This is a genomic window from Dietzia sp. PP-33, from assembly GCF_033790845.1.
In the GTDB taxonomy this organism is placed as follows: domain Bacteria; phylum Actinomycetota; class Actinomycetes; order Mycobacteriales; family Mycobacteriaceae; genus Dietzia.
In genome coordinates this window covers 439,318-458,124 of sequence record NZ_JAMYEI010000001.1, presented here as the reverse complement: position 1 = coordinate 458,124, position 18,807 = coordinate 439,318, and the positions used below count along the sequence as shown (strand labels likewise).

Sequence of the window (18,807 nt, the reverse complement as noted above, 5' to 3'; positions counted from 1 at the left end):
ACGAGAGGCGGACCACCCGCGATGACAGCCAGATCCGGACTCGACACCGCCCTCACCCCGCTGAGTTTCCTGGAGCGGGCCGCGCGGGTGTTTCCCGAGGCCACCGCCGTCGTCGACGGTCCCCGCCGCCAGACCTACGCGGAGTTCGCCGACCGTGCCACGCGGTTGGCGTCGCTCCTGCGGATGCGCGGGGTCGCCCGCGGCGACCGCGTCGGGGTGCTGGCCCCCAACTCCGCCGAAGCCCTCCTGGCACAGTTCGCGGTCCCTCTCGCCGGTGGCGCTGTGGTGGCCCTCAACACCCGCCTGGCGCCCGCCGAGATCGCCTACATCGCCGAGCACGCCGGGATCGCGGTGCTCATCGCCGACGCGGAACTCCTGGCCGGCCTGGGCGACGAGGTGCCGGAGTCGATCCGTCTGATCCTGGTGACCCCCGACGCCGACGGCACCCAGCCGGACCCGGCCCGCTTCGGCCCCCGCGCCGAGGCGCTGGAGGAGGGGCTGGCCCTGGCCTCGCCGCGAGCGGTGTCCTGGGCGGTCGAGGACGAGGACTCCGTCATCGCCGTCAACTACACCTCCGGCACCACCGGGCGTCCCAAGGGCGTGATGTACACCCACCGGGGCGCTTACCTCAATGCGCTCGGCGAGATCGTGACCCAGGGGCTGGACGCGGACTCGCGCTACCTGTGGACGCTCCCGATGTTCCACTGCAACGGCTGGTGCACCACCTGGGCCCTGACCGGGGCGATGGGCACCCATGTGTGTCTGCGCGCCGTCCGGGGGGACGAGATCTGGAGGCTGTTCGACGACGAGGGTGTCAACCGCCTCGCCGGTGCACCCGCCGTGTTGTCCACGATCGCCGACGACCCGGCGGCCCGGCCGATCGAGGGGATCCGCATGGTCACCGCCGGCGCCCCGCCCTCGCCGACGATCCTGCGCCGTTTCGAGGACCTGGGCATCGACGTGACCCAGGTGTACGGGCTCACCGAGACGTACGGGCCGTTCACCGAGTGTGTGCCGCAGCCGGGGTGGTCCGAGCTCGACCCGGACGAGCGCGCCGCCCGGAAGTCCAGGCAGGGTGTGGCGATGATCCACGCCGACACCGTCCGTGTGGTCGAGCGCACCTCACCCGGCGATTCGCGTCTGGTCGACGTCCCCGCCGACGGGGTGACGATGGGAGAGGTCGTGATGACCGGCAATGGGGTGATGAAGGGTTACTTCGGCGACCCCGGGGCCACCGAGACGGCGTTCGCCGGTGGATGGTTCCATTCGGGCGACCTCGGCGTGATGCACCCGGACGGTTACGTGCAGCTCCTCGACAGGGCCAAGGACGTGGTGGTCTCCGGTGGCGAGAACATCTCCACGATCGAGGTGGAGCAGGCGATCACCTCGCACCCCGACGTGATGGACTGCGCCGTCGTCTCGATGCCGGACGAGAAGTGGGGCGAGCGGCCCAAGGCATACGTGGTGGTCAGGCCGGGGTCCGACCTCGACCAGGACGGCGTGGTCGAGCACTGCCGGACGAGGATCGCCCGGTACAAGGTGCCCGGCGCGGTGGAACTCACCGAGGCGTTGCCGCGCACCTCCACGGGCAAGGTCCGCAAGAACGAACTGCGTGACGCCGCGTGGTCGGGGTGGGACAAGCGCATCAACTGACCGCCCCACTCCTGCAGTGTCGGCGCCGGTGACGTTATTGTTGTCCGCAGGACCACATCCCGGTGCGCCCGGTTAGCTCGGATCGCACCCAGCCCCGACTCGCAGGAGGTCGACGCAGGCCCATGACGAACATCGTCGTACTGATCAAGCAGGTTCCGGACACCTACTCGGAGCGCAAGCTCTCCGATGGGGACTTCACCCTGGACCGTGAGGCCGCGGACGCGGTCCTGGACGAGATCAACGAGAAGGCCGTTGAGCAGGCTCTCCAGATCAAGGAGGCCGAGGGCGGCGAGGTGACCGTGCTGTGTGCCGGGCCCGACCGCGCCACCGAGGCGATCCGCAAGGCACTGTCGATGGGCGCCGACAAGGCCGTCCACCTCAACGACGAGGCGCTCCACGGGTCGGATGTGGTCCAGACGGCATGGGCCATCGCCAACGTGCTCGGCACCATAGAGGGCACCGAGCTGGTCATCTGCGGCAACGAGGCCACCGACGGCCGCATGGGCAGCGTCCCGGCCATCCTCGCCGAGTACCTGGGCCTTCCGCAGGTCACGCACATGCGGACCCTGGAGGTCTCCGGGGACACGATCAAGGGCGAGCGCGAGACCGACGAGGGCATCTTCGAGATCGAGGCCTCGCTGCCGTGCGTCGTGTCGGTCGGCGAGAAGATCAACGAGCCGCGCTTCCCCTCCTTCAAGGGCATCATGGCCGCCAAGAAGAAGCCGGTCGAGCTCCTGACCCTGGCCGACACCAACGTCGAGCCCAGCCAGGTGGGCAAGGACAACGCGGCGTCCACCGTCACCTCGTCCACCCCCAAGCCGCCGCGTAGCGCCGGTGAGAAGGTCAACGACGAGGGCGAGGGCGGCAACGACGTCGCCAAGTACCTCGTGGCGCAGAAGCTCATCTGAGCCGAGCTCACCCGACCGACTCCCACACGTTCTTTCAAGGAGAATCCACCATGGCTGAAGTCCTCGTCGCGGTCGAGCACGTCGACGGCGAACTCAAGAAGGTCACCTCGGAGCTGCTCACCGCGGCACGCGCGCTCGGTGAGCCGTCCGCCGTCGTGTTCGGTGAGACCGGCTCCGCCGCCGCGCTCACAGACGCCCTCAAGGAGGCCGGCGCGGAGAAGATCTACGTCGCCGAGGGTGACGCGGTCCAGAACTACCTCGTCACCCCCAAGGTCGACGTCCTCGCCGGCCTCGCCGAGCAGGGCGCGGCCGCGGTCATCCTGGCCGCCACGTTCGAGGGCAAGGAGGTGGCGGGTCGCCTCGCCGCCCGCACCGGCTCCGGCACCCTCTGTGACGTCGTCGAGATCAAGTCCGACGGCTCGGCCGTCCACTCGATCTTCGGTGGCGCCTTCACCGTCGAGGCGACCGTCTCCGGCGACACGCCCGTCTACACCCTGCGTCCGGGGGCCGTCGAGGCCGCACCGTCCGCCGGGGCGGGCGAGGTCGTCGAGGTCCAGGTGCCCGAGCCCGAGAACGCCGCCAAGGTCGTCTCGCGCAACCCGATCGTCGGTGGAGACCGCCCGGAGCTCACCGAGGCGACCGTCGTCGTCTCCGGTGGTCGCGGTGTGGGCTCGGCCGAGAAGTTCGAAGAGGTCATCGAGCCGCTGGCGGACTCGCTCAAGGCCGCCGTCGGTGCCTCCCGTGCCGCGGTCGACTCGGGCTACTACCCGGGCCAGTTCCAGGTGGGTCAGACGGGTAAGACCGTCTCGCCGCAGCTGTACATCGCGCTCGGTATCTCGGGCGCCATCCAGCACCGCGCCGGCATGCAGACGTCCAAGACCATCGTCGCCGTGAACAAGGATGAAGAGGCGCCGATCTTCGAGATCGCGGACTACGGCATCGTCGGCGACCTGTTCAGTGTCGCCCCGCAGCTCACCGAGGCCATCAACGCCCGTAAGTGAGCCGGACGCGGCAGCGTCGTCGCCAGCGCCAACCGGACCCCGGCACCCCTGCGGTGCCGGGGTCCGGCGCGTTCCGGCGTATCGTTGCCCACGACATGCTCACGACCCGCACCGCGCACTACCTGGACCACGCCGCGACCACCCCGATGCGTCCGGCGGCGATCGCCGCCTACGCCGAGGCCGCCGCGACCGTCGGCAACGCCTCCTCCCTCCACGGAGCCGGGCGTCGCGCCCGTCGCCGGCTGGAAGAGGCCCGCGAATCCCTCGCCGCCCACCTCGGGTGTCGGCCCTCCGAGGTGGTCTTCACCTCCGGGGGGACCGAGTCCGACAACCTGGCGGTGCTCGGGCAGGCCGCCGCGGCGGCCGGGGACGTCGTGGCCGTCGGCGCGACCGAACACCATTCGGTCCTCGACTCGGCAGCCCATCTGGCCACGGACCGCGGAGGCGGGATGGACGTCCGTGTCCTGCCCGTGGACCGCCACGGCGCGGTCACACCCGGATCGGTGCACGATCTGGTCGCCGAGGTGGGGCCCCGACTCGCCCTGGTCGCCGCGATGGTGGGCAACAACGAGATCGGCACCCTCACCGACGTCGCCGCCGTGTCCGCAGCCGCCAGTGCCGCGGGTGCCGCGGTCCACACCGACGCCGTACAGGCGGTCGGACACGTCCCGGTGGACTTCGGGGCACTGGGCGTGACCTCGTTGAGCCTGTCGGCACACAAGTTCGGCGGACCGCTGGGTGTCGGCGCGCTGCTCATCGACCGCGGCGCGGACTGTCTCCCGGTCGGTTTCGGAGGAGGACAGGAGCGGGACCTCCGGTCGGGGTCGGTCGACGTCCCGGGCGTCGTCGCGATGGCGGTGGCACTCGACGAGGCGGTCCGCGAGATGGCTTCCGAGGCACGACGACTCGAGCGCCTGCGGGACCGGTTGGTCGCGGGGATCCTCGCGGAGGTCCCGGACGCGATCGCCAACGGCGGCGGCGACCGCCTCCCGGGGATCGCCAACCTCACCTTCCCGGGCTGCTCCGGGGAGTCGCTCATCCTCCTGCTCGACGCCGCCGGCGTCGAGTGTTCGACCGGGTCGGCCTGCACCGCCGGGGTGGCCGAGCCCAGCCACGTCCTCCTGGCGCTGGGTGCGGGGGAGGCAGCCGCACGGAGCAGCCTGCGCCTGAGCCTGGGGTACACCACCACAGAGGACGACGTCGCCGCGGCCGTCGCCGCGCTCGGCCCCGCCGCCGAACGCGCCCGCGTCGCCGGGCTCGGATTGATGCGCACGGAAGCGACGGCGTCATGAGGGTCCTCGCCGCGATGAGCGGTGGAGTGGACTCGGCGGTCGCGGCAGCCCGTGCGGTGGCCGCCGGACACGAGGTCGTGGGCGTCCACCTGGCCCTGAGCGCGGATCCGGCGACCTTGCGAACCGGGTCCCGCGGGTGCTGCTCGCGAGAAGACGCGTCGGACGCGCGCCGGGTGGCCGACCTACTGGGCATCCCGTTCTACGTGTGGGACTTCGCGGAACGCTTCCGCGCGGACGTGATCGACGACTTCGTGGAGTCCTACTCGCGCGGTGAGACCCCCAACCCGTGCCTGCGCTGCAACGAGCGGATCAAGTTCGAGGCCCTCCTCGACAGGGGCATGGCACTGGGTTTCGACGCGGTGGCCACCGGGCACTATGCGCGCCTGTCCACGGAGGAACCGACCGACGGCGTCCGGCGCCCCGTTCTGCGCCGGGCGGTCGACCCCGCCAAGGACCAGTCCTACGTACTCGGCGTCCTCACCCCCGAGCAGCTCGCCCACTCGATGTTCCCGCTGGGGGACTCGCTCAAGTCCGAGATCCGCGCCGAGGCCGAGGCGGCGGGGCTGCCCGTGGCGTCCAAACCCGACAGCCACGACATCTGCTTCATCCCCTCCGGCGACACCCGTGCATTCCTCGGAGCGCGGATCGGACTGCGTCCGGGTGCGGTGGTCGACGCCGACACCGGCGACGAACTCGGCCGCCACGAGGGTGTGCACGGATTCACCATCGGTCAGCGCAAGGGACTCGGTCTGCAGGGCCCGGCGGCGGACGGTCGCCCCCGATACGTCACGGCCATCGACGCGGACACCGGCACAGTGACCGTCGGTGGTTCGGATCACCTGCTCTCGGGATCGATGACCGCGTCCTCGCCCTACTGGCTCGTCGACGACGACATCCGCGAGACCGAGTGCCACGTCCAGATCCGGGCGCACGGTGAGGCGACCCCGGGGTACGTCAGGCGGGTGGGCGACGGTCCGCAGGCCCGGTTGGAGATCACCCTCGACGAACCCGTGCGCGGAGTCGCCCCCGGGCAGGCGGCGGTGCTCTACCGGCCGGAACCCGAGGGTGACCGAGTACTGGGCAGCGGCACGATCACCTCCTCCCGCCCGGTCGCGAGCGCCCCGTGAACGCCGTCGCGACAGGTGTCTCCGGCCCCGGCCCCATGCCGGGAGTGGACCCCCGGGAGTCGGCGCGTGTGGTGCTGGGCGAATGTCACCGCCTGCCGTTCCTCCCCGAACTCGCGGACCGGGGACTCGGCGCCGATCAGGTGGGCCGGACCCTGGCCATGCTCGCCGATCTCCCCGTCGACGTCTCCCCCCGCGGGTGGCGCCTGGCGGGCTCGCCCGGGCGAGCGGCCCGGACTGCTTCCGACCTCCTCGACCGCGACCTCGACGCGCTGGAAGAGGCCGACGAATCCGTCAGGGCCCCCGAGGGGGATCCCGCCCCGGTAGACCGCCGCCTCGTGGCGCGGGTGCTGGGCCCGTGGTCGCTCGCCGCGCAGCTCGAGTTGCCCGGTGGGCTACCCGTCCTCACCGACCGTGGCGCCCGCAGGGATCTCGCGGAGGCGCTCGCCGAGGGCGTGGCCGACCGCATCACCCGACTGGCGGGACGGATGGGGGCCGGCGCGCGCATCGTTCTCGACGAGCCGATGCTCTGGCACGTCGCTGCGGGCACGGTCGCCGGACCGAGCCGCTTCGATCCCATCCCGGCCGTTCCGGAGGACAGGTTAGCGCTGTCCCTGTGCCGCTTCGCTGACGTCCTCCGTCGCGGCGGGGTGACCGACGTGCTGATCCGCGTCCCCGCGGGCACCGGACCGGAGGCGCCGGCCAGGTGGTCCGCGGTCTCGCAGGCGCCCCGGGGAGAGACTCCACTCGACGGACTGTGCGTGCCGGCCGAACTTCTGCACTCGAGCCGGTCACACTCCGCGCTCGACGCCGCGGGCACGGTCCTGGGCGCGGGGCGGATCCTCCAGATGGAAGGTCTGCCCGGGATCGCCAGGCCCCCCCGCACCGGCGCGGACGTCGAACGCAGTGTGTCCATGATCCTCGCCCTGCTCGACCGGCTCAGCGCGCCACGCCACGCGGCGCTCGACCAGCTGGTCTTCACGCCGACCGTGGAGGACATGGTCTCTGGCCGGGTCGGCCCGGTGGAGGCACTCGCCGCGGTTCGGCGGGTGACCGAGGCCGCGCCACGATTGGCGGAGTAGGCCCGCCGTCCGCCGGTCTACGCGACGGCGATCGGCCATTCCGTGTTGACGTCGGAGGCGTCTTTTCCCGACTTCTCGAGATAGGCGGCGAAGTCGCGCTGACGTTCCTCGTGCCAGAGCGCCTGTCGGGTGTTGACCGCTCGCCAGTCGCCGCCGGTCAGGTCGGGGAGCGAACCGAGCAGCTTCCACGCCAGGCGGGCGGCCGCGAGCGCGTCCGCCGCGGCCTCGTGGGCGCCGTCCAACTGCACGCGGTGGTGGAGGCACAGGGCTTCGAGGGTGCGCTTCCCCCTGCGATAGGGGTCGGTCGCCCGATCCACCACGTAGGGGTCCACAACCGGCCCGAGCACCTCGAACGAGGGATCCCATCTCCGGAGGATGGTGAGGTCGTAGGCCGCGTTGAACACCACCAACGTCCTGCCCTCCTGCCACCCTCGTCGGATTCCCGCGATGGTCTCGGCGACGACCTCGGCGTGGGGGCGCCCGTGTTCTCTCGCCTGGGCGGTGGTGACGCCGTGGACCGCCGTCGCTCCCTCCGGGATCTCGATACCGGGATCGGCCATCCATCTCAGCTCCACCTTTCCGGGGCCGTCTATCGCGACCAGGGCGGAGGTGACGACGTGTGCGGTACGGGGATCGGGCCCCGTGGTCTCGAGGTCGAAGGCCAGCAACCGGTTCCGGTCGATCGTGGCGGGGGTCTGGATCCGAGTGTTCATGCGCTCACCGTAGGCCAGCGCTCCGACATCCCGGACCCGTGTCGCATTACCCTGTCCCCGTGAGCCAAGCGAGCCAGAGCAGCGAGCCCATCGGTACCGGCGACATCCCGCCGGACGTGCGTCAGGCGTGGACCGAGCTCGCGGAGACCGTGCGGGACCACCAGTTCCGCTACTACGTCAAGGACGCGCCGATCGTCTCCGATGCCGAGTTCGACCGGTTGTTCCGTGACCTCGAGGCGCTCGAGGCCGAGCACCCGGGGCTCAGGACCGCCGATTCCCCGACGCAGCTCGTCGGCGGTGGGTTCTCGACCGACTTCGCACCGGTGGAGCACCTCGAGCGGATGACGAGTCTGGACAACGTGTTCTCCGAGGAGGAGCTACGTGCGTGGGTGGCCTCCGCGGTCGAGCACGCGCATCTGCCCGAGGAGCAGCTGCGGTTCCTGTGCGAGGTCAAGATCGACGGAGTGGCGCTGGACCTGGTCTACCGCGACGGGAGACTGGTCTCCGCGGCCACCCGCGGAGACGGCCGCACCGGTGAGGACGTGACACTCAACGCCCGGACGATCGACGACATCCCGGTCACGCTCACCCCGTCCGAGGACCGTCCCGTCCCCGCGCTGCTCGAGGTCAGGGGCGAGGTGTTCTTCCGCCTCCGGGACTTCGCCGAACTCAACGCGCGGCTCGTGGCCGAGGGCAAGCCACCGTTCGCCAACCCCCGCAACAGCGCCGCCGGTTCGTTGCGCCAGAAGAACCCGGCCATCACCTCCCAGCGGCGCCTCGGGATGTACTGCCACGGGCTCGGCGCGGTCGAGGGGGCCACCTTCACCAGCCTCCATGACGTCTATCTCGCGCTGGCGGAATGGGGTCTGCCCGTCTCGCCCCACACCGCCCCCGCGACAGGTGTAGAGGAGGTCCTCGAGCGGATGCGCTACTGGGGCGACCACCGGGGTGATCCCGAGCACGAGATCGACGGCCTCGTCGTCAAGATCGACGACCGCTCCGTCCAGCGTCGGCTGGGGCAGACGTCCCGGGCACCGCGGTGGGCCATCGCCTACAAGTATCCGCCCGAGGAGGTCATGACCGAACTCCTCGACATCCGCGTCTCCGTGGGGCGGACCGGCCGGGTCACACCGTTCGCGCACATGGAGCCCGTGCTCGTCGCGGGTTCCACGGTTTCGCTCGCGACCCTGCACAACCAGACCGAGGTCAGGCGCAAGGGGGTGTTGATCGGCGACACGGTGGTGATCCGCAAGGCCGGGGACGTGATCCCGGAGGTCCTCGGCCCGGTGGTGGAGCGCAGGGACGGGTCCGAGCGCGAGTTCGTCTTCCCCGACCGCTGCCCGGAGTGTGACACCGTCCTCGCCCCGGCGAAGGAGGGTGACGCGGACTGGCGGTGCCCGAACCAGCGGTCCTGCCCTGCCCAGCTCCGTGAGCGGTTGTTCTATCTGTCCTCACGCAACGCGCTGGACATCGAGGCGCTGGGCTACGAGGGGGCCTCGGATCTGTTGGTCAGCGGGGTGCTGGAGAACGAGGCCGGGTTGTTCGACCTCACCGAGGCCGACCTGTTGCGGACCTCCCTCTACACCCGCCTCGACAAGGCGAGCCGAAAGCAGGTGGACGAGGGCGCCGATCCCGAGCGCACAGTGCTCACCGAGAACGGTCGCAAGCTGCTGACCAACCTCGATGTGGCGAAGGACCGACCGCTGTGGCGGGTGCTGGTGGCACTGTCGATCCGCCACGTCGGTCCGACCGCCGCCCGGGCGTTGGCCACCCGGTTCGGGACGATGGACGCCATCCGCGCCGCTTCCGAGGAGGACCTCGCGGAGACCGACGGCGTCGGCGCGACCATCGCGGCCTCGGTGGTGGAGTGGTTCGACGTGGACTGGCACCGCGAGGTCGTCGACAGGTGGGCGGCCTCGGGCGTGTCGATGGCCGACGAGCGGGACGATTCCATCCCGCGCACTCTGGAGGGACTGACCATCGTCGCCACCGGTTCCCTCGAGGGGTTCACCCGCGACGGCATCAAGGAGGCAATCATCACCCGCGGCGGCAAGGCCTCGGGGTCGGTGTCCAAGAAGACCGACTATGTGGTGGTCGGGGACAATCCCGGGTCGAAGGCGGCCAAGGCCGAGGAGCTGGGGCTCACCATCCTCGACGAGGCCGGGTTCGTGGAGTTGCTGGAGAACGGCCCGGCGCCGGAGGAGCCGGGCGCGGAGGACGACGGCGACTAACGCGGCGTCGGGGAGCGGGCTGCCAACGCCACCGCTCCCGCGAGCCAGACCACGCAGACGGGCGCCGCGTACCTGCGTTCGAACGGGGTCCCGACGAGCTGGGGGAGAAGGGTTACCGCGGCATGGACGGCAAGCACCGAGCCGACCCCACGTGTTCGCTCGCACCTGATGCCCGCCCACAGCGCCGCGCCTGCCTCGGCCACCAGGACGGGGATACTCGCGGCGGAGGCGATCCGCCCGGTGCGGGCGTCGGGGATCCGGCCGCCGGCCAGCGCCGTGTGCGGGAGTCTCCCGGCCAGAACGAGAACGTGGGGCAGGCATCCGGCCACCAGAGCCCCGGCCGTCACCACCGCCGCTGATCGCATGATCAGCCCGCGTGCAGTGACCGCAGGATGCCGGTGAGGTATCCGAGCCGGGCGATCTCGGACGGGCGGAACGAGGGCCCGCCCGGCCGGCCGACCACGAGGACGTGACCGGACGAGAGCGGGGCTGCCGCGAGGGCGGTGTCCATGGCCGTCCATTCCGCCGGCACGTCGTCGTCCAGTGCCGTGGCCCGCTCGAGGTGACGAATCGCCGCGACCTCGCCCCCGTCCCACATCGGCGCCGCCTCGCCGCGTGCGATCAGGCGGCACCCGTCCGCCGTCAGTGCCACCACGAGTGCCCATCCGAGCCGCAGCGCGGAGGGCAGCTCGTCGGCGAGCATCTGGTCCGCCCCGGCCCCGGCGCCCGCCACCGCGTCGATGAACTCGAGTTCGCGGTGCGCGTCGAGGATTCCGCCGAACGGCCGCAACGAGTCCACCGCGACGCCGTCGAGCTGCTCGGCGGCGGTGATCAGCGTGTCGGGAAAGGTCCCGTTGGGGACCTCCACCACGATGTCGTCCACCGCGACCCCGTCGAACCTGTCCACCACATCGAGGCTGATGATGTCCGCACCGGCGGTCCCCAGCGCCACCGCGAGGGAACCGAGGCTGCCCGGTCGATCGGGCAACAGGACGCGGAGCAGATAAGACATGGCGCCCATTGTGCCGCACTCCCACGGGCTGACTAGGCTGGGCCGGTACCGACATGCCACGGAAAGGGACTACACGTGACCTCGATCTCACGCGGGGACGTCGCGCATCTGGCCAGGCTCTCCCGCCTGGAACTGAGCGACTCCGAGCTGGATTCGTTCGCGCGACAGCTCACCGACATCCTCGACCACGTGCAGGCCGTGTCCGAGGTCGCAGCGGACGACGTCCCGGCGATGAGCCATCCCACCGCGATCTCCAACGTGTACCGCGACGACGTGGTCACCCCGGGCCTGACCCCGGAGCAGGCGCTCGACCAGGCTCCGGCCGCGGACGAGCAGCGCTTCGAGGTCCCGCAGATCCTGGGGGAGGAGGCATGACCGGGCTGACCACCGCCACCGCCGCGGAGCTGGCCGGCCGGATCGCCGCGCGGGAGGTGTCCTCGGAGGAGGTCACCCGGGCCCACCTCGACCGGATCGCCGAGGTCGACGGCGAGATCAACGCCTTCCTGCACGTGGGCGCGGACGCGGCGATCGAGTCGGCGCGCGCCGTGGACGCCCGACTCGCCGCCGGTGAGGAGCTCGGCCCGCTGGCCGGGGTGCCGATCGCGCTCAAGGACGTCTTCACCACCACCGACGCCCCCACGACCTGCGGCTCCCGGATGCTCGAGGGCTACATGTCGCCGTACGACGCGACGGTGACCGCGACACTTCGCCGGGCGGGAATGCCGATCCTCGGCAAGACCAACATGGACGAGTTCGCCATGGGGTCGTCCACCGAGAACTCCGCGTACGGCCCGACCCGCAACCCCTGGGACCCGAGCCGCACCCCCGGTGGCTCCGGGGGCGGGTCCGCCGCCGCGCTGGCGTCCCACCAGGCGCCGATCGCGATCGGCACCGACACCGGTGGCTCCATCCGTCAGCCCGCCGCGCTCACCGCGACCGTCGGCGTCAAGCCCACCTACGGCACGGTCTCGCGGTACGGCCTCGTCGCCTGCGCGTCGTCGCTCGACCAGGGCGGACCGTGCGGCCGGACGGTCGAGGACACCGCGCTGCTGCACCAGGTGATCGCCGGCCACGATCCACGCGACTCCACCAGCCTGGACGTACAGGTGGCCGACGTGGTCGCCGCCGCACGCGAGGGAGCGAAGGGCGACCTGACGGGCGTGCGCGTGGGTGTGGTCTCGGAGTTCTCGGGTCAGGGGTACCAGCCCGGCGTCGAGACCTCGTTCCAGACCGCCGTCGAGACGCTTCGGGGTCTGGGCGCGGAGGTCGTCGAGGTCTCGTGCCCGAACTTCCGCTACGCGCTGCCCGCCTACTACCTGATCCTGCCGTCCGAGGTCTCCAGCAACCTCGCCCGGTTCGACGCCATGCGCTACGGCCTGCGCACCGGCGAGGGGTCGGCGGACCAGGTGATGGCCGCGAGTCGCGAGGCCGGATTCGGCCCCGAGGTCAAGCGCCGCATCATCCTGGGGACCTACGCCCTGTCGGCCGGGTACTACGACGCCTTCTACGGCCAGGCCCAGAAGGTCCGGACGTTGATCGCCCGCGACTTCGACGCGGCGTACGAGAAGGTCGACGTGCTGGTCTCGCCGACCACGCCGACGACCGCGTTCACCCTCGGGGACAAGGTCGAGGACCCGGTCGCGATGTACCAGTTCGACCTGTGCACCCTGCCGCTCAACCTGGCCGGGCACTGTGGCATGTCGGTTCCGTCCGGTCTCGTCGACGGGCTCCCGGCCGGTCTGCAGATCATGGCCCCGGCGCTGGCCGACGACCGCCTGTACCGGGTGGGTGCCGCGTTCGAGGCCGCGAGAGGCCCGATCGCGTGAGCCCCGTCCCCGAGCGGGACGCGTGGAAGGCACTGGCGGCGCTCGTCATCGGGTTCTTCATGATCCTGGTGGACCAGACGATCGTCGCGGTCGCCACCGAGGCCTTCGTCACCCAGCTCGGGGCGACTACCAACCAGGTCATCTGGGTGACCAGTGCCTACCTTCTGGCCTACGTCGTACCGCTGTTGTTCACCGGCCGCCTCGGAGACCAGATCGGGCCGCGTACGGTCTCGATCGCGGGTCTGGTCCTGTTCACCGGGGCCTCGCTGTGGTGCGGGCTCGCGGGCGACATCGAGACGCTCATCGTCGCCCGGGTGTTCCAGGGGCTCGGCGCCGCGCTGTTGACGCCGCAGTCGCTCAGCGTGATCACCAGGGTCTTCCGTCCCGAACGCCGCGGTGCGGCCATGGGGGCCTGGGGAGCGGTCGCCGGCATCGCCTCGGTCGTCGGGCCCGTCTTCGGCGGTGTACTCATCGACGCGTTCGACTGGCGATCGATCTTCTTCGTCAACATCCCCTTCGGCATCCTCGCCGTGGTCCTGGTCTGGCGGTGGGTGCCCAGGTTCGAGACCCGGCCACATTCCTATGACGGACCAGGTATCGCCCTTTCGGCACTGGGCATGTTCCTCCTGGTCTTCGGCATCCAACAGGGCGAGTCGCACGGCTGGGGCGGGACCACGCTCGCGCTCATCTGCGCAGGTGTAGCGGGATTGGCCGCCTTCGTCTGGTGGCAGTCGCGGGTGCGGACCGAACCGCTGGTGCCTCTACGACTGTTCCGCGACCGCAATTTCTCGATCGGCACCTTCGGCGTGTCGACCATCGGGTTCGTCACCGCCGGCACCATGGTGCCGCTGATGTTCTACCTCCAGGGGGTCAAGGAGCTCAGCCCCACCGGCGCCGGCCTCATGCTGTTGCCGATGGCGCTCGTGGCGGGGGTGCTCGCCCCGATGGTGGGTCGGTGGGCCGACCGTCTCGATCCGCGACTCTTCACCGGCATCGGCTACTTCTCCTACGCCATCTCGCTGTTCTGGCTGGCCCTGGTCATGGATTCGCAGACCTCGATCCCAGTCCTCCTCGGGCCCATCGCGCTGATGGGGGTGGCCAACGGGTGTGTCTGGGCGCCGACGTCGTCCACGGCGATGCGCAGGCTCGAGCTGGCCTCTGCCGGAGCCGGGTCGGGGGTCTACAACACCACCCGTCAGGTGGGCGCGGTCCTGGGCTCCGCGGCGATCGGTGCGTTGATGCAAGCACGGCTGGTCGTCCACGGTGACGTCGGGCAGGCGGTGGCCGACTCCATGTTCCTGCCCGCCGTGGTGGTGCTGCTCGGCGGGCTGGCGACGATGGCGTTCCGTACCGGTGAACAGTCGCAGGAGCCCGGCGCGGCGAGCACCGGGCGGCCCTAGACTGCTGAGGAACCGAGAGGAGCTCGACGTGCGTATTGGCGTGCTCACCGCAGGCGGGGACTGCCCCGGACTCAACGCGGTCATCCGCGCGTTGGTCCGGACCGCCAACTCCGAGTACGACTCACCGGTCCTGGGTTTCCAGGACGGGTGGTCGGGGTTGGTCCACGACCGTGCGGTCCCACTGTTCGACGACGAGGGGATCGACCGCATCCTGCTCCGCGGCGGCACCATCCTCGGAACGGGCAGGCTCAACCCGGACATCCTCACGGGGAGTCTGCCGCAGATCCGTCAGACCATCGAGCGTCACTCGCTGGACGCTCTGGTGGCGATAGGGGGAGACGGGACGCTCAAGGCGGCGCGGTGGCTGACCGAGAACGGTGTCCCGGTGGTCGGCGTCCCCAAGACGATCGACAACGACGTGGGTGGAACCGACTACACCTTCGGGTTCGACACCGCCGTGTCGATCGCCTCCGACGCGATCGACCGGCTGCACACCACCGCGGAGTCGCACGAGCGGGTCATGCTCGTGGAGGTCATGGGGCGGCACGCCGGATGGATCGCCCTCCACTCGGGACTGGCGTCCGGAGCACACATGATCGTCATCCCGGAGGTGCCGTTCGACATCGACTACGTGTGCAAGGTGATGAAGCGCCGATTCCAGATGGGCGAGGCGTACGGCATCTGCGTGGTCGCCGAGGGCGCCACACCCGTCGAGGGCTCCGGGATGACGCTGCGTGAGGGCGGGACGGACCAGTTCGGCCACGAGGTGTTCAGCGGCGTCGCCGACCAGATGGCCGCCGCGATCGCCGAACGGATGAACCGGGACGTCCGCACGACGGTGCTGGGACACATCCAGCGCGGTGGTAAGCCCACCGCGTACGACCGGGTCCTGGCCACCCGCTTCGGCGTCCACGCCGCGCACGCGGTGCACCGCGGGGACTTCGGGCAGATCGTCGCCCTGCGCGGGGAGTGCATCGAGATGGTGCCGGTCGAGGAGGCGGTGGCCGTGCTCAAGACCGTCCCGGAGGACCGCTACCGCGAGGCCGCCTGCCTCTTCGGCTAGATTGTTGCGCATGGAGTTCACCGAGGTCGTGTCACGTTTCGATCCCGTCATGGGCATGGAGGTGCACGTCGAGCTGCACACCTCCACCAAGATGTTCTGCGGGTGCCCGACCGCGTTCGGGGCGGATCCCAACACCCAGGTGTGTCCGGTGTGCATCGGGCTCCCCGGCGCGTTGCCGGTGGTCAACGGGCAGGCGGTCGAGTGGGCCATCAAGATCGGCCTGGCCCTGGGCTGTTCGATCGCCCCGTACAGCCGGTTCGCGCGCAAGAACTACTTCTACCCGGATCAGCCGAAGAACTATCAGATCTCGCAGTACGACGAGCCGATCGCCCACGACGGTTTCCTCGACGTCGTACTCGAGGACGGCACCACCTGGCGTGTCGACGTCGAGCGCGCGCATATGGAGGAGGACACCGGCAAGTCCACCCACGTCGGGTCGGCGACCGGCCGGATCCACGGCGCCACGCACTCGCTGCTCGACTTCAACCGCGCCGGCGTCCCACTGATCGAGATCGTCTCCAAGCCGATCGTCGGGGCGGGGGAGCGCGCGCCCGAGATCGCCCGGGCGTACGTGTCCGCCCTCCGCGACCTGCTCAGGAGCCTCGACGTCTCCGACGTGCGCATGGACCAGGGGTCGATGCGGTGCGACGCCAACGTCTCGCTCATGCCCAGGGGCGCCACCGAGTTCGGTACCCGCACCGAGACCAAGAACGTCAACTCCCTGCGCAGTGTCGAGATCGCCGTGCGTAGCGAGATGTGCCGGCAGGCCGACGTCCTGACCTCCGGTGGCGAGGTCGTGCTGGAGACCCGGCACTTCCACGAGTCCGACGGCACCACCACGGCGGGTCGGCCCAAGGAATCGGCCGAGGACTACCGCTACTTCCCGGAGCCCGACCTCGCACCCGTCGAGCCCTCCGTCGATCTCATCGAGAAGATCCGGGCCGAGCTGCCCGAGTTGCCGTGGCTGCGCCGCGCGCGGGTGCAGGCCGACTGGCGCGTCTCCGACGAGGAGATGCGTGACCTGGTCAACGCCGGGGCGCTGGATCTGATCCTCGCCACCGTCGATGCCGGGGCGCCCCCCGCCGAGGCGCGGTCGTGGTGGGTGTCCTACCTGTCCCAGCAGGCCAACAAGCGTGGCGTGGCCCTGCCGGCGCTCGAGGTCACCCCTGCCCAGGTGGCGCGGGTCATCGAGCTGGTCGCCGAGGGGAAGCTCACCAACAAGCTCGGTCGCCAGGTCGTCGACGCCGTGCTGGACGGCGAGGGTGAGCCGGACCAGATCGTCGCCGACAGGGGACTCGAGGTGGTCCGTGACGACTCGGCGCTCCAGAAGGCCGTCGACGACGCTCTCGCCGCCCAGCCGGACATCGCGGAGAAGATCCGCGCCGGGAAGGTGCAGGCCGCCGGAGCGATCGTGGGAGCGGTGATGAAGGCCACGCGCGGCCAGGCGGACCCGGCCCGCGTCAAGGAGCTCGTGATAGCCGCCTGCGACTAGGCGTGACGCCCGGGGCGGTGGCCGCGCGGTGGCGCCCCTACGTCCGGGCGTCGCCGCCACCCTCGCCGGTCCGCGGCAGGATCACGGCGCGATCGTCGGTGGGGACCGGTGAGCCACCACTGTTGTTGGTGGTGCCGCCGAGCAGCACCCCGTCACCGACCGCGGCCAGGCCGGTGATGCGTCCGTAGCGGCCCTCCGCGAGGGCTTCGGGTTGCCCGCGGGCCGCGCCGCCCGCGAGGGGCAGGGTGTCGGCGCGTTCCCCGTCCGGTAGCGCGAGGGAGAGGGAGTCCTCGGCGGCGGCGCACCCGCCCGCCGAACGCTGATCCGGCCATGTCCAGATGAGGCGGTCGGGCGTCCGGACCACCGCACCGCGGTCGGTGACGGCCGAGAGATAGAGGTCGGACCGATGGGTGCAGAGCCCGGTGATCCGGCCCAGGTCGCGGGCGACGATCTCCGGGGCCTCGGCGCGCCCGATCCCGGTGAACCCGGGAAACCTCAGGAGCTCCGAGCCCACGCCCACCGTCAGGACATCGTCGACGAACGCCAGCCCCCCGGTCTCCGCAGGGGCGAGTTCGGCCACCGTTCTCGGTGCGTCCCCGCGCGCGAGGCGCTCGACCCTCGAGGCGCCGTCGCCCACGACGAGGAGGTACACCAACCGGTCCTGAGCGAAGTCGGGGGAGGGCGCGACCGCCGCCACTCGTCCGGCCCGCGGCTCGACGCGGCCGAAGTCCTCGGGGGGCGAATCGACGGAGACGATCGTGACGCCTCCCGTCGCCTCGGCGACCAGGGCCTTCTCGCCGAGGCCGGCGACGGCGACGGCGGGATCGAGGCACGTCGCGATCACGGCGGGATCCGGGTCCACACACGGGCCGGGCTCCGGTGGCGGTTCCGGCTCGCCCTCACGCGGTGTCGAGGAGGGCGGGGGAACGCCCGGCGGGCTGCTCGGTGGGGCGGCGCCCATCCCCGGACCGGGGGCGGGGGTGAAGGGGTCGGACAGTCGGTCGTCGAACCTCGCACACCCGGCCATGGCCAGGGCCACGACCACCAGCAGCGAGAGCGATCTCATGACGACAAGCCTACGGTGCGCCGTGTCCTGGGTGCGGGTGCGCGGGTGGCGGCATATGGTCGGATCGTGACTTCCTCAAAGCCCGGAGACCACGCCCGTACCGAGATGATCCACGACGTCGACTATCCGCTCGACGTCCCGAGTACGTCGGGGTCCGGCTCAGGTCCGGGCGGCGACTCCGCGACCACCGCCTTTCCCGCGGCAGGTCGGTCGGACTACTCGCAGTTCGCCGAGTCCGGGGGCTACGACCCGTCGGCTCCGCTACCGTTCTCGGACCAGCCCACGACGATCGCCGCATCCCCCCGGGACGAGGTCACGCGCCGTGGGACGACCGACTTCGGCCTCTTCGTGCTCCGTCTGGCCGTCGGTGTACTCCTGGCGATGCGCGGCCTGCAGAAGCTCTTCGGTCTGTTCGGTGGCCCGGGAATCGACGGGTTCGCAGCGACACTGACCGAGTCGGGGTTCGAACAGGCCCGGATCCTGGCGATCACCGGTGGCGCCGTCGAGCTGGTCGCGGGCGTCCTGCTGGTCATCGGCCTGGCCACACCCGTCGCGGCGTCCGCGTTGCTCGCCCTGGTCGGGATGGGCATCGCGGTCCGACTGACCGGCGGCGATCCCGTGCCGTTGCTCGGGGACACCACCCGCGGCCTCGAGACGTCCATCCTGTACGCCGCCGCCCTGCTGGCACTGCTGTTCGCCGGAGCCGGCCGGTGGTCGGTCGACCGCCGGTGGCGCTGGTCGCATCGCCCCCGGTTCAGCGGGGTGATCTGGCTGCTGCTGGCCGTGATCGTGGCGGGCGTCATCTGGTACCTGCTCAACGGCACCAACCCGTTGACGTCCACCACCGACAGTCCCCCGGTCACCGCCGGCTGAGGACCCGGCGTCGGCGCGGAGCCCAGCCGACGAGGACACGGCGACGTGTTCGCAATACACGCGCCGTCCGA

Annotated in this window: 17 protein-coding genes; 13 read left to right on the top strand and 4 right to left on the bottom strand. The window is 71.0% G+C overall.

Annotation, left to right across the window (positions count from 1 at the left end):
- The first annotated feature begins 21 nt into the window (after positions 1-21).
- The 6 genes from NJE57_RS02225 to NJE57_RS02200 all read left to right on the top strand — a co-directional run bounded on the left by NJE57_RS02225 (position 22) and on the right by NJE57_RS02200 (position 7,060).
- Complete coding sequence (locus NJE57_RS02225) at positions 22-1,653, top strand: AMP-binding protein (RefSeq protein WP_319026727.1); 1,632 nt, start codon at positions 22-24, stop codon at positions 1,651-1,653.
- Positions 1,654-1,775: 122 nt separating this feature from the next.
- Positions 1,776-2,561 (top strand): electron transfer flavoprotein subunit beta/FixA family protein, encoded by a 786-nt coding sequence (locus NJE57_RS02220; RefSeq protein ID WP_319026726.1) that lies wholly within the window; start codon positions 1,776-1,778, stop codon positions 2,559-2,561.
- A 50-nt stretch (positions 2,562-2,611) separates the two neighbouring features.
- Positions 2,612-3,562, top strand: a complete 951-nt coding sequence (locus NJE57_RS02215) for an electron transfer flavoprotein subunit alpha/FixB family protein (protein ID WP_319026725.1) — start codon at positions 2,612-2,614, stop codon at positions 3,560-3,562.
- Positions 3,563-3,657: 95 nt separating this feature from the next.
- The gene (locus NJE57_RS02210; protein ID WP_319026724.1) at positions 3,658-4,854 is read left to right on the top strand and encodes a cysteine desulfurase family protein; all 1,197 of its coding nucleotides are present in this window, start codon (positions 3,658-3,660) and stop codon (positions 4,852-4,854) included.
- Positions 4,851-5,981 (top strand): tRNA 2-thiouridine(34) synthase MnmA, encoded by a 1,131-nt coding sequence (gene mnmA, locus NJE57_RS02205; RefSeq protein WP_319026723.1) that lies wholly within the window; start codon positions 4,851-4,853, stop codon positions 5,979-5,981. The genes NJE57_RS02210 and mnmA overlap by 4 nt, the downstream gene beginning before the upstream one ends.
- Positions 5,978-7,060: a cobalamin-independent methionine synthase gene (locus tag NJE57_RS02200; RefSeq protein WP_319026722.1), complete on the top strand. Its 1,083-nt coding sequence runs from the start codon at positions 5,978-5,980 to the stop codon at positions 7,058-7,060. Before mnmA ends, NJE57_RS02200 begins: the two co-directional genes overlap by 4 nt.
- Positions 7,061-7,077: 17 nt before the next feature.
- On the opposite strand, the gene NJE57_RS02195 is transcribed toward NJE57_RS02200, so the two are convergent.
- A complete protein-coding gene (locus NJE57_RS02195; protein WP_319026721.1) occupies positions 7,078-7,773 on the bottom strand; it encodes an exonuclease domain-containing protein in 696 nt (231 codons plus the stop codon).
- Positions 7,774-7,832: 59 nt separating this feature from the next.
- Between NJE57_RS02195 and ligA the strand changes: the two genes are divergently transcribed.
- Positions 7,833-10,004 (top strand): NAD-dependent DNA ligase LigA, encoded by a 2,172-nt coding sequence (gene ligA, locus NJE57_RS02190; RefSeq protein ID WP_319026720.1) that lies wholly within the window; start codon positions 7,833-7,835, stop codon positions 10,002-10,004.
- Here the strand turns inward: ligA and NJE57_RS02185 are convergent.
- Together NJE57_RS02185 and NJE57_RS02180 are read right to left on the bottom strand one after the other, a co-directional pair.
- Entirely contained in the window at positions 10,001-10,369 is a 369-nt protein-coding gene (locus NJE57_RS02185) for a hypothetical protein (protein ID WP_319026719.1), read from the bottom strand. The two genes, ligA and NJE57_RS02185, sit on opposite strands and share 4 nt — an antisense overlap.
- Positions 10,370-10,371: 2 nt before the next feature.
- Positions 10,372-11,016, bottom strand: coding sequence for an amino acid-binding protein (locus NJE57_RS02180; protein WP_319026718.1), 645 nt, complete (start codon positions 11,014-11,016; stop codon positions 10,372-10,374).
- Positions 11,017-11,091: 75 nt separating this feature from the next.
- On the opposite strand from NJE57_RS02180, the gene gatC reads away from it, so the two are divergent.
- Genes gatC through gatB form a run of 5 tightly spaced genes read left to right on the top strand, consistent with a single transcriptional unit; the run spans position 11,092 to position 16,797 of the window.
- Entirely contained in the window at positions 11,092-11,391 is a 300-nt protein-coding gene (gene gatC, locus NJE57_RS02175; RefSeq protein ID WP_319026717.1) for an Asp-tRNA(Asn)/Glu-tRNA(Gln) amidotransferase subunit GatC, read from the top strand.
- Complete coding sequence (gene gatA, locus NJE57_RS02170) at positions 11,388-12,842, top strand: Asp-tRNA(Asn)/Glu-tRNA(Gln) amidotransferase subunit GatA (protein ID WP_319026716.1); 1,455 nt, start codon at positions 11,388-11,390, stop codon at positions 12,840-12,842. Before gatC ends, gatA begins: the two co-directional genes overlap by 4 nt.
- Complete coding sequence (locus NJE57_RS02165) at positions 12,839-14,242, top strand: DHA2 family efflux MFS transporter permease subunit (RefSeq protein ID WP_319026715.1); 1,404 nt, start codon at positions 12,839-12,841, stop codon at positions 14,240-14,242. Before gatA ends, NJE57_RS02165 begins: the two co-directional genes overlap by 4 nt.
- Positions 14,243-14,270: 28 nt before the next feature.
- Positions 14,271-15,305 (top strand): ATP-dependent 6-phosphofructokinase, encoded by a 1,035-nt coding sequence (locus tag NJE57_RS02160; RefSeq protein WP_319026714.1) that lies wholly within the window; start codon positions 14,271-14,273, stop codon positions 15,303-15,305.
- A gap of 10 nt (positions 15,306-15,315) precedes the next feature.
- Positions 15,316-16,797, top strand: a complete 1,482-nt coding sequence (gene gatB, locus NJE57_RS02155) for an Asp-tRNA(Asn)/Glu-tRNA(Gln) amidotransferase subunit GatB (RefSeq protein ID WP_319026713.1) — start codon at positions 15,316-15,318, stop codon at positions 16,795-16,797.
- Positions 16,798-16,834: 37 nt separating this feature from the next.
- On the opposite strand, the gene NJE57_RS02150 is transcribed toward gatB, so the two are convergent.
- The gene (locus tag NJE57_RS02150; RefSeq protein ID WP_319026712.1) at positions 16,835-17,863 is read right to left on the bottom strand and encodes an oxidoreductase; all 1,029 of its coding nucleotides are present in this window, start codon (positions 17,861-17,863) and stop codon (positions 16,835-16,837) included.
- Between the two features lie 66 nt (positions 17,864-17,929).
- On the opposite strand from NJE57_RS02150, the gene NJE57_RS02145 reads away from it, so the two are divergent.
- Positions 17,930-18,736, top strand: a complete 807-nt coding sequence (locus tag NJE57_RS02145) for a DoxX family protein (RefSeq protein ID WP_319026711.1) — start codon at positions 17,930-17,932, stop codon at positions 18,734-18,736.
- The last annotated feature ends 71 nt before the right edge of the window (positions 18,737-18,807 follow it).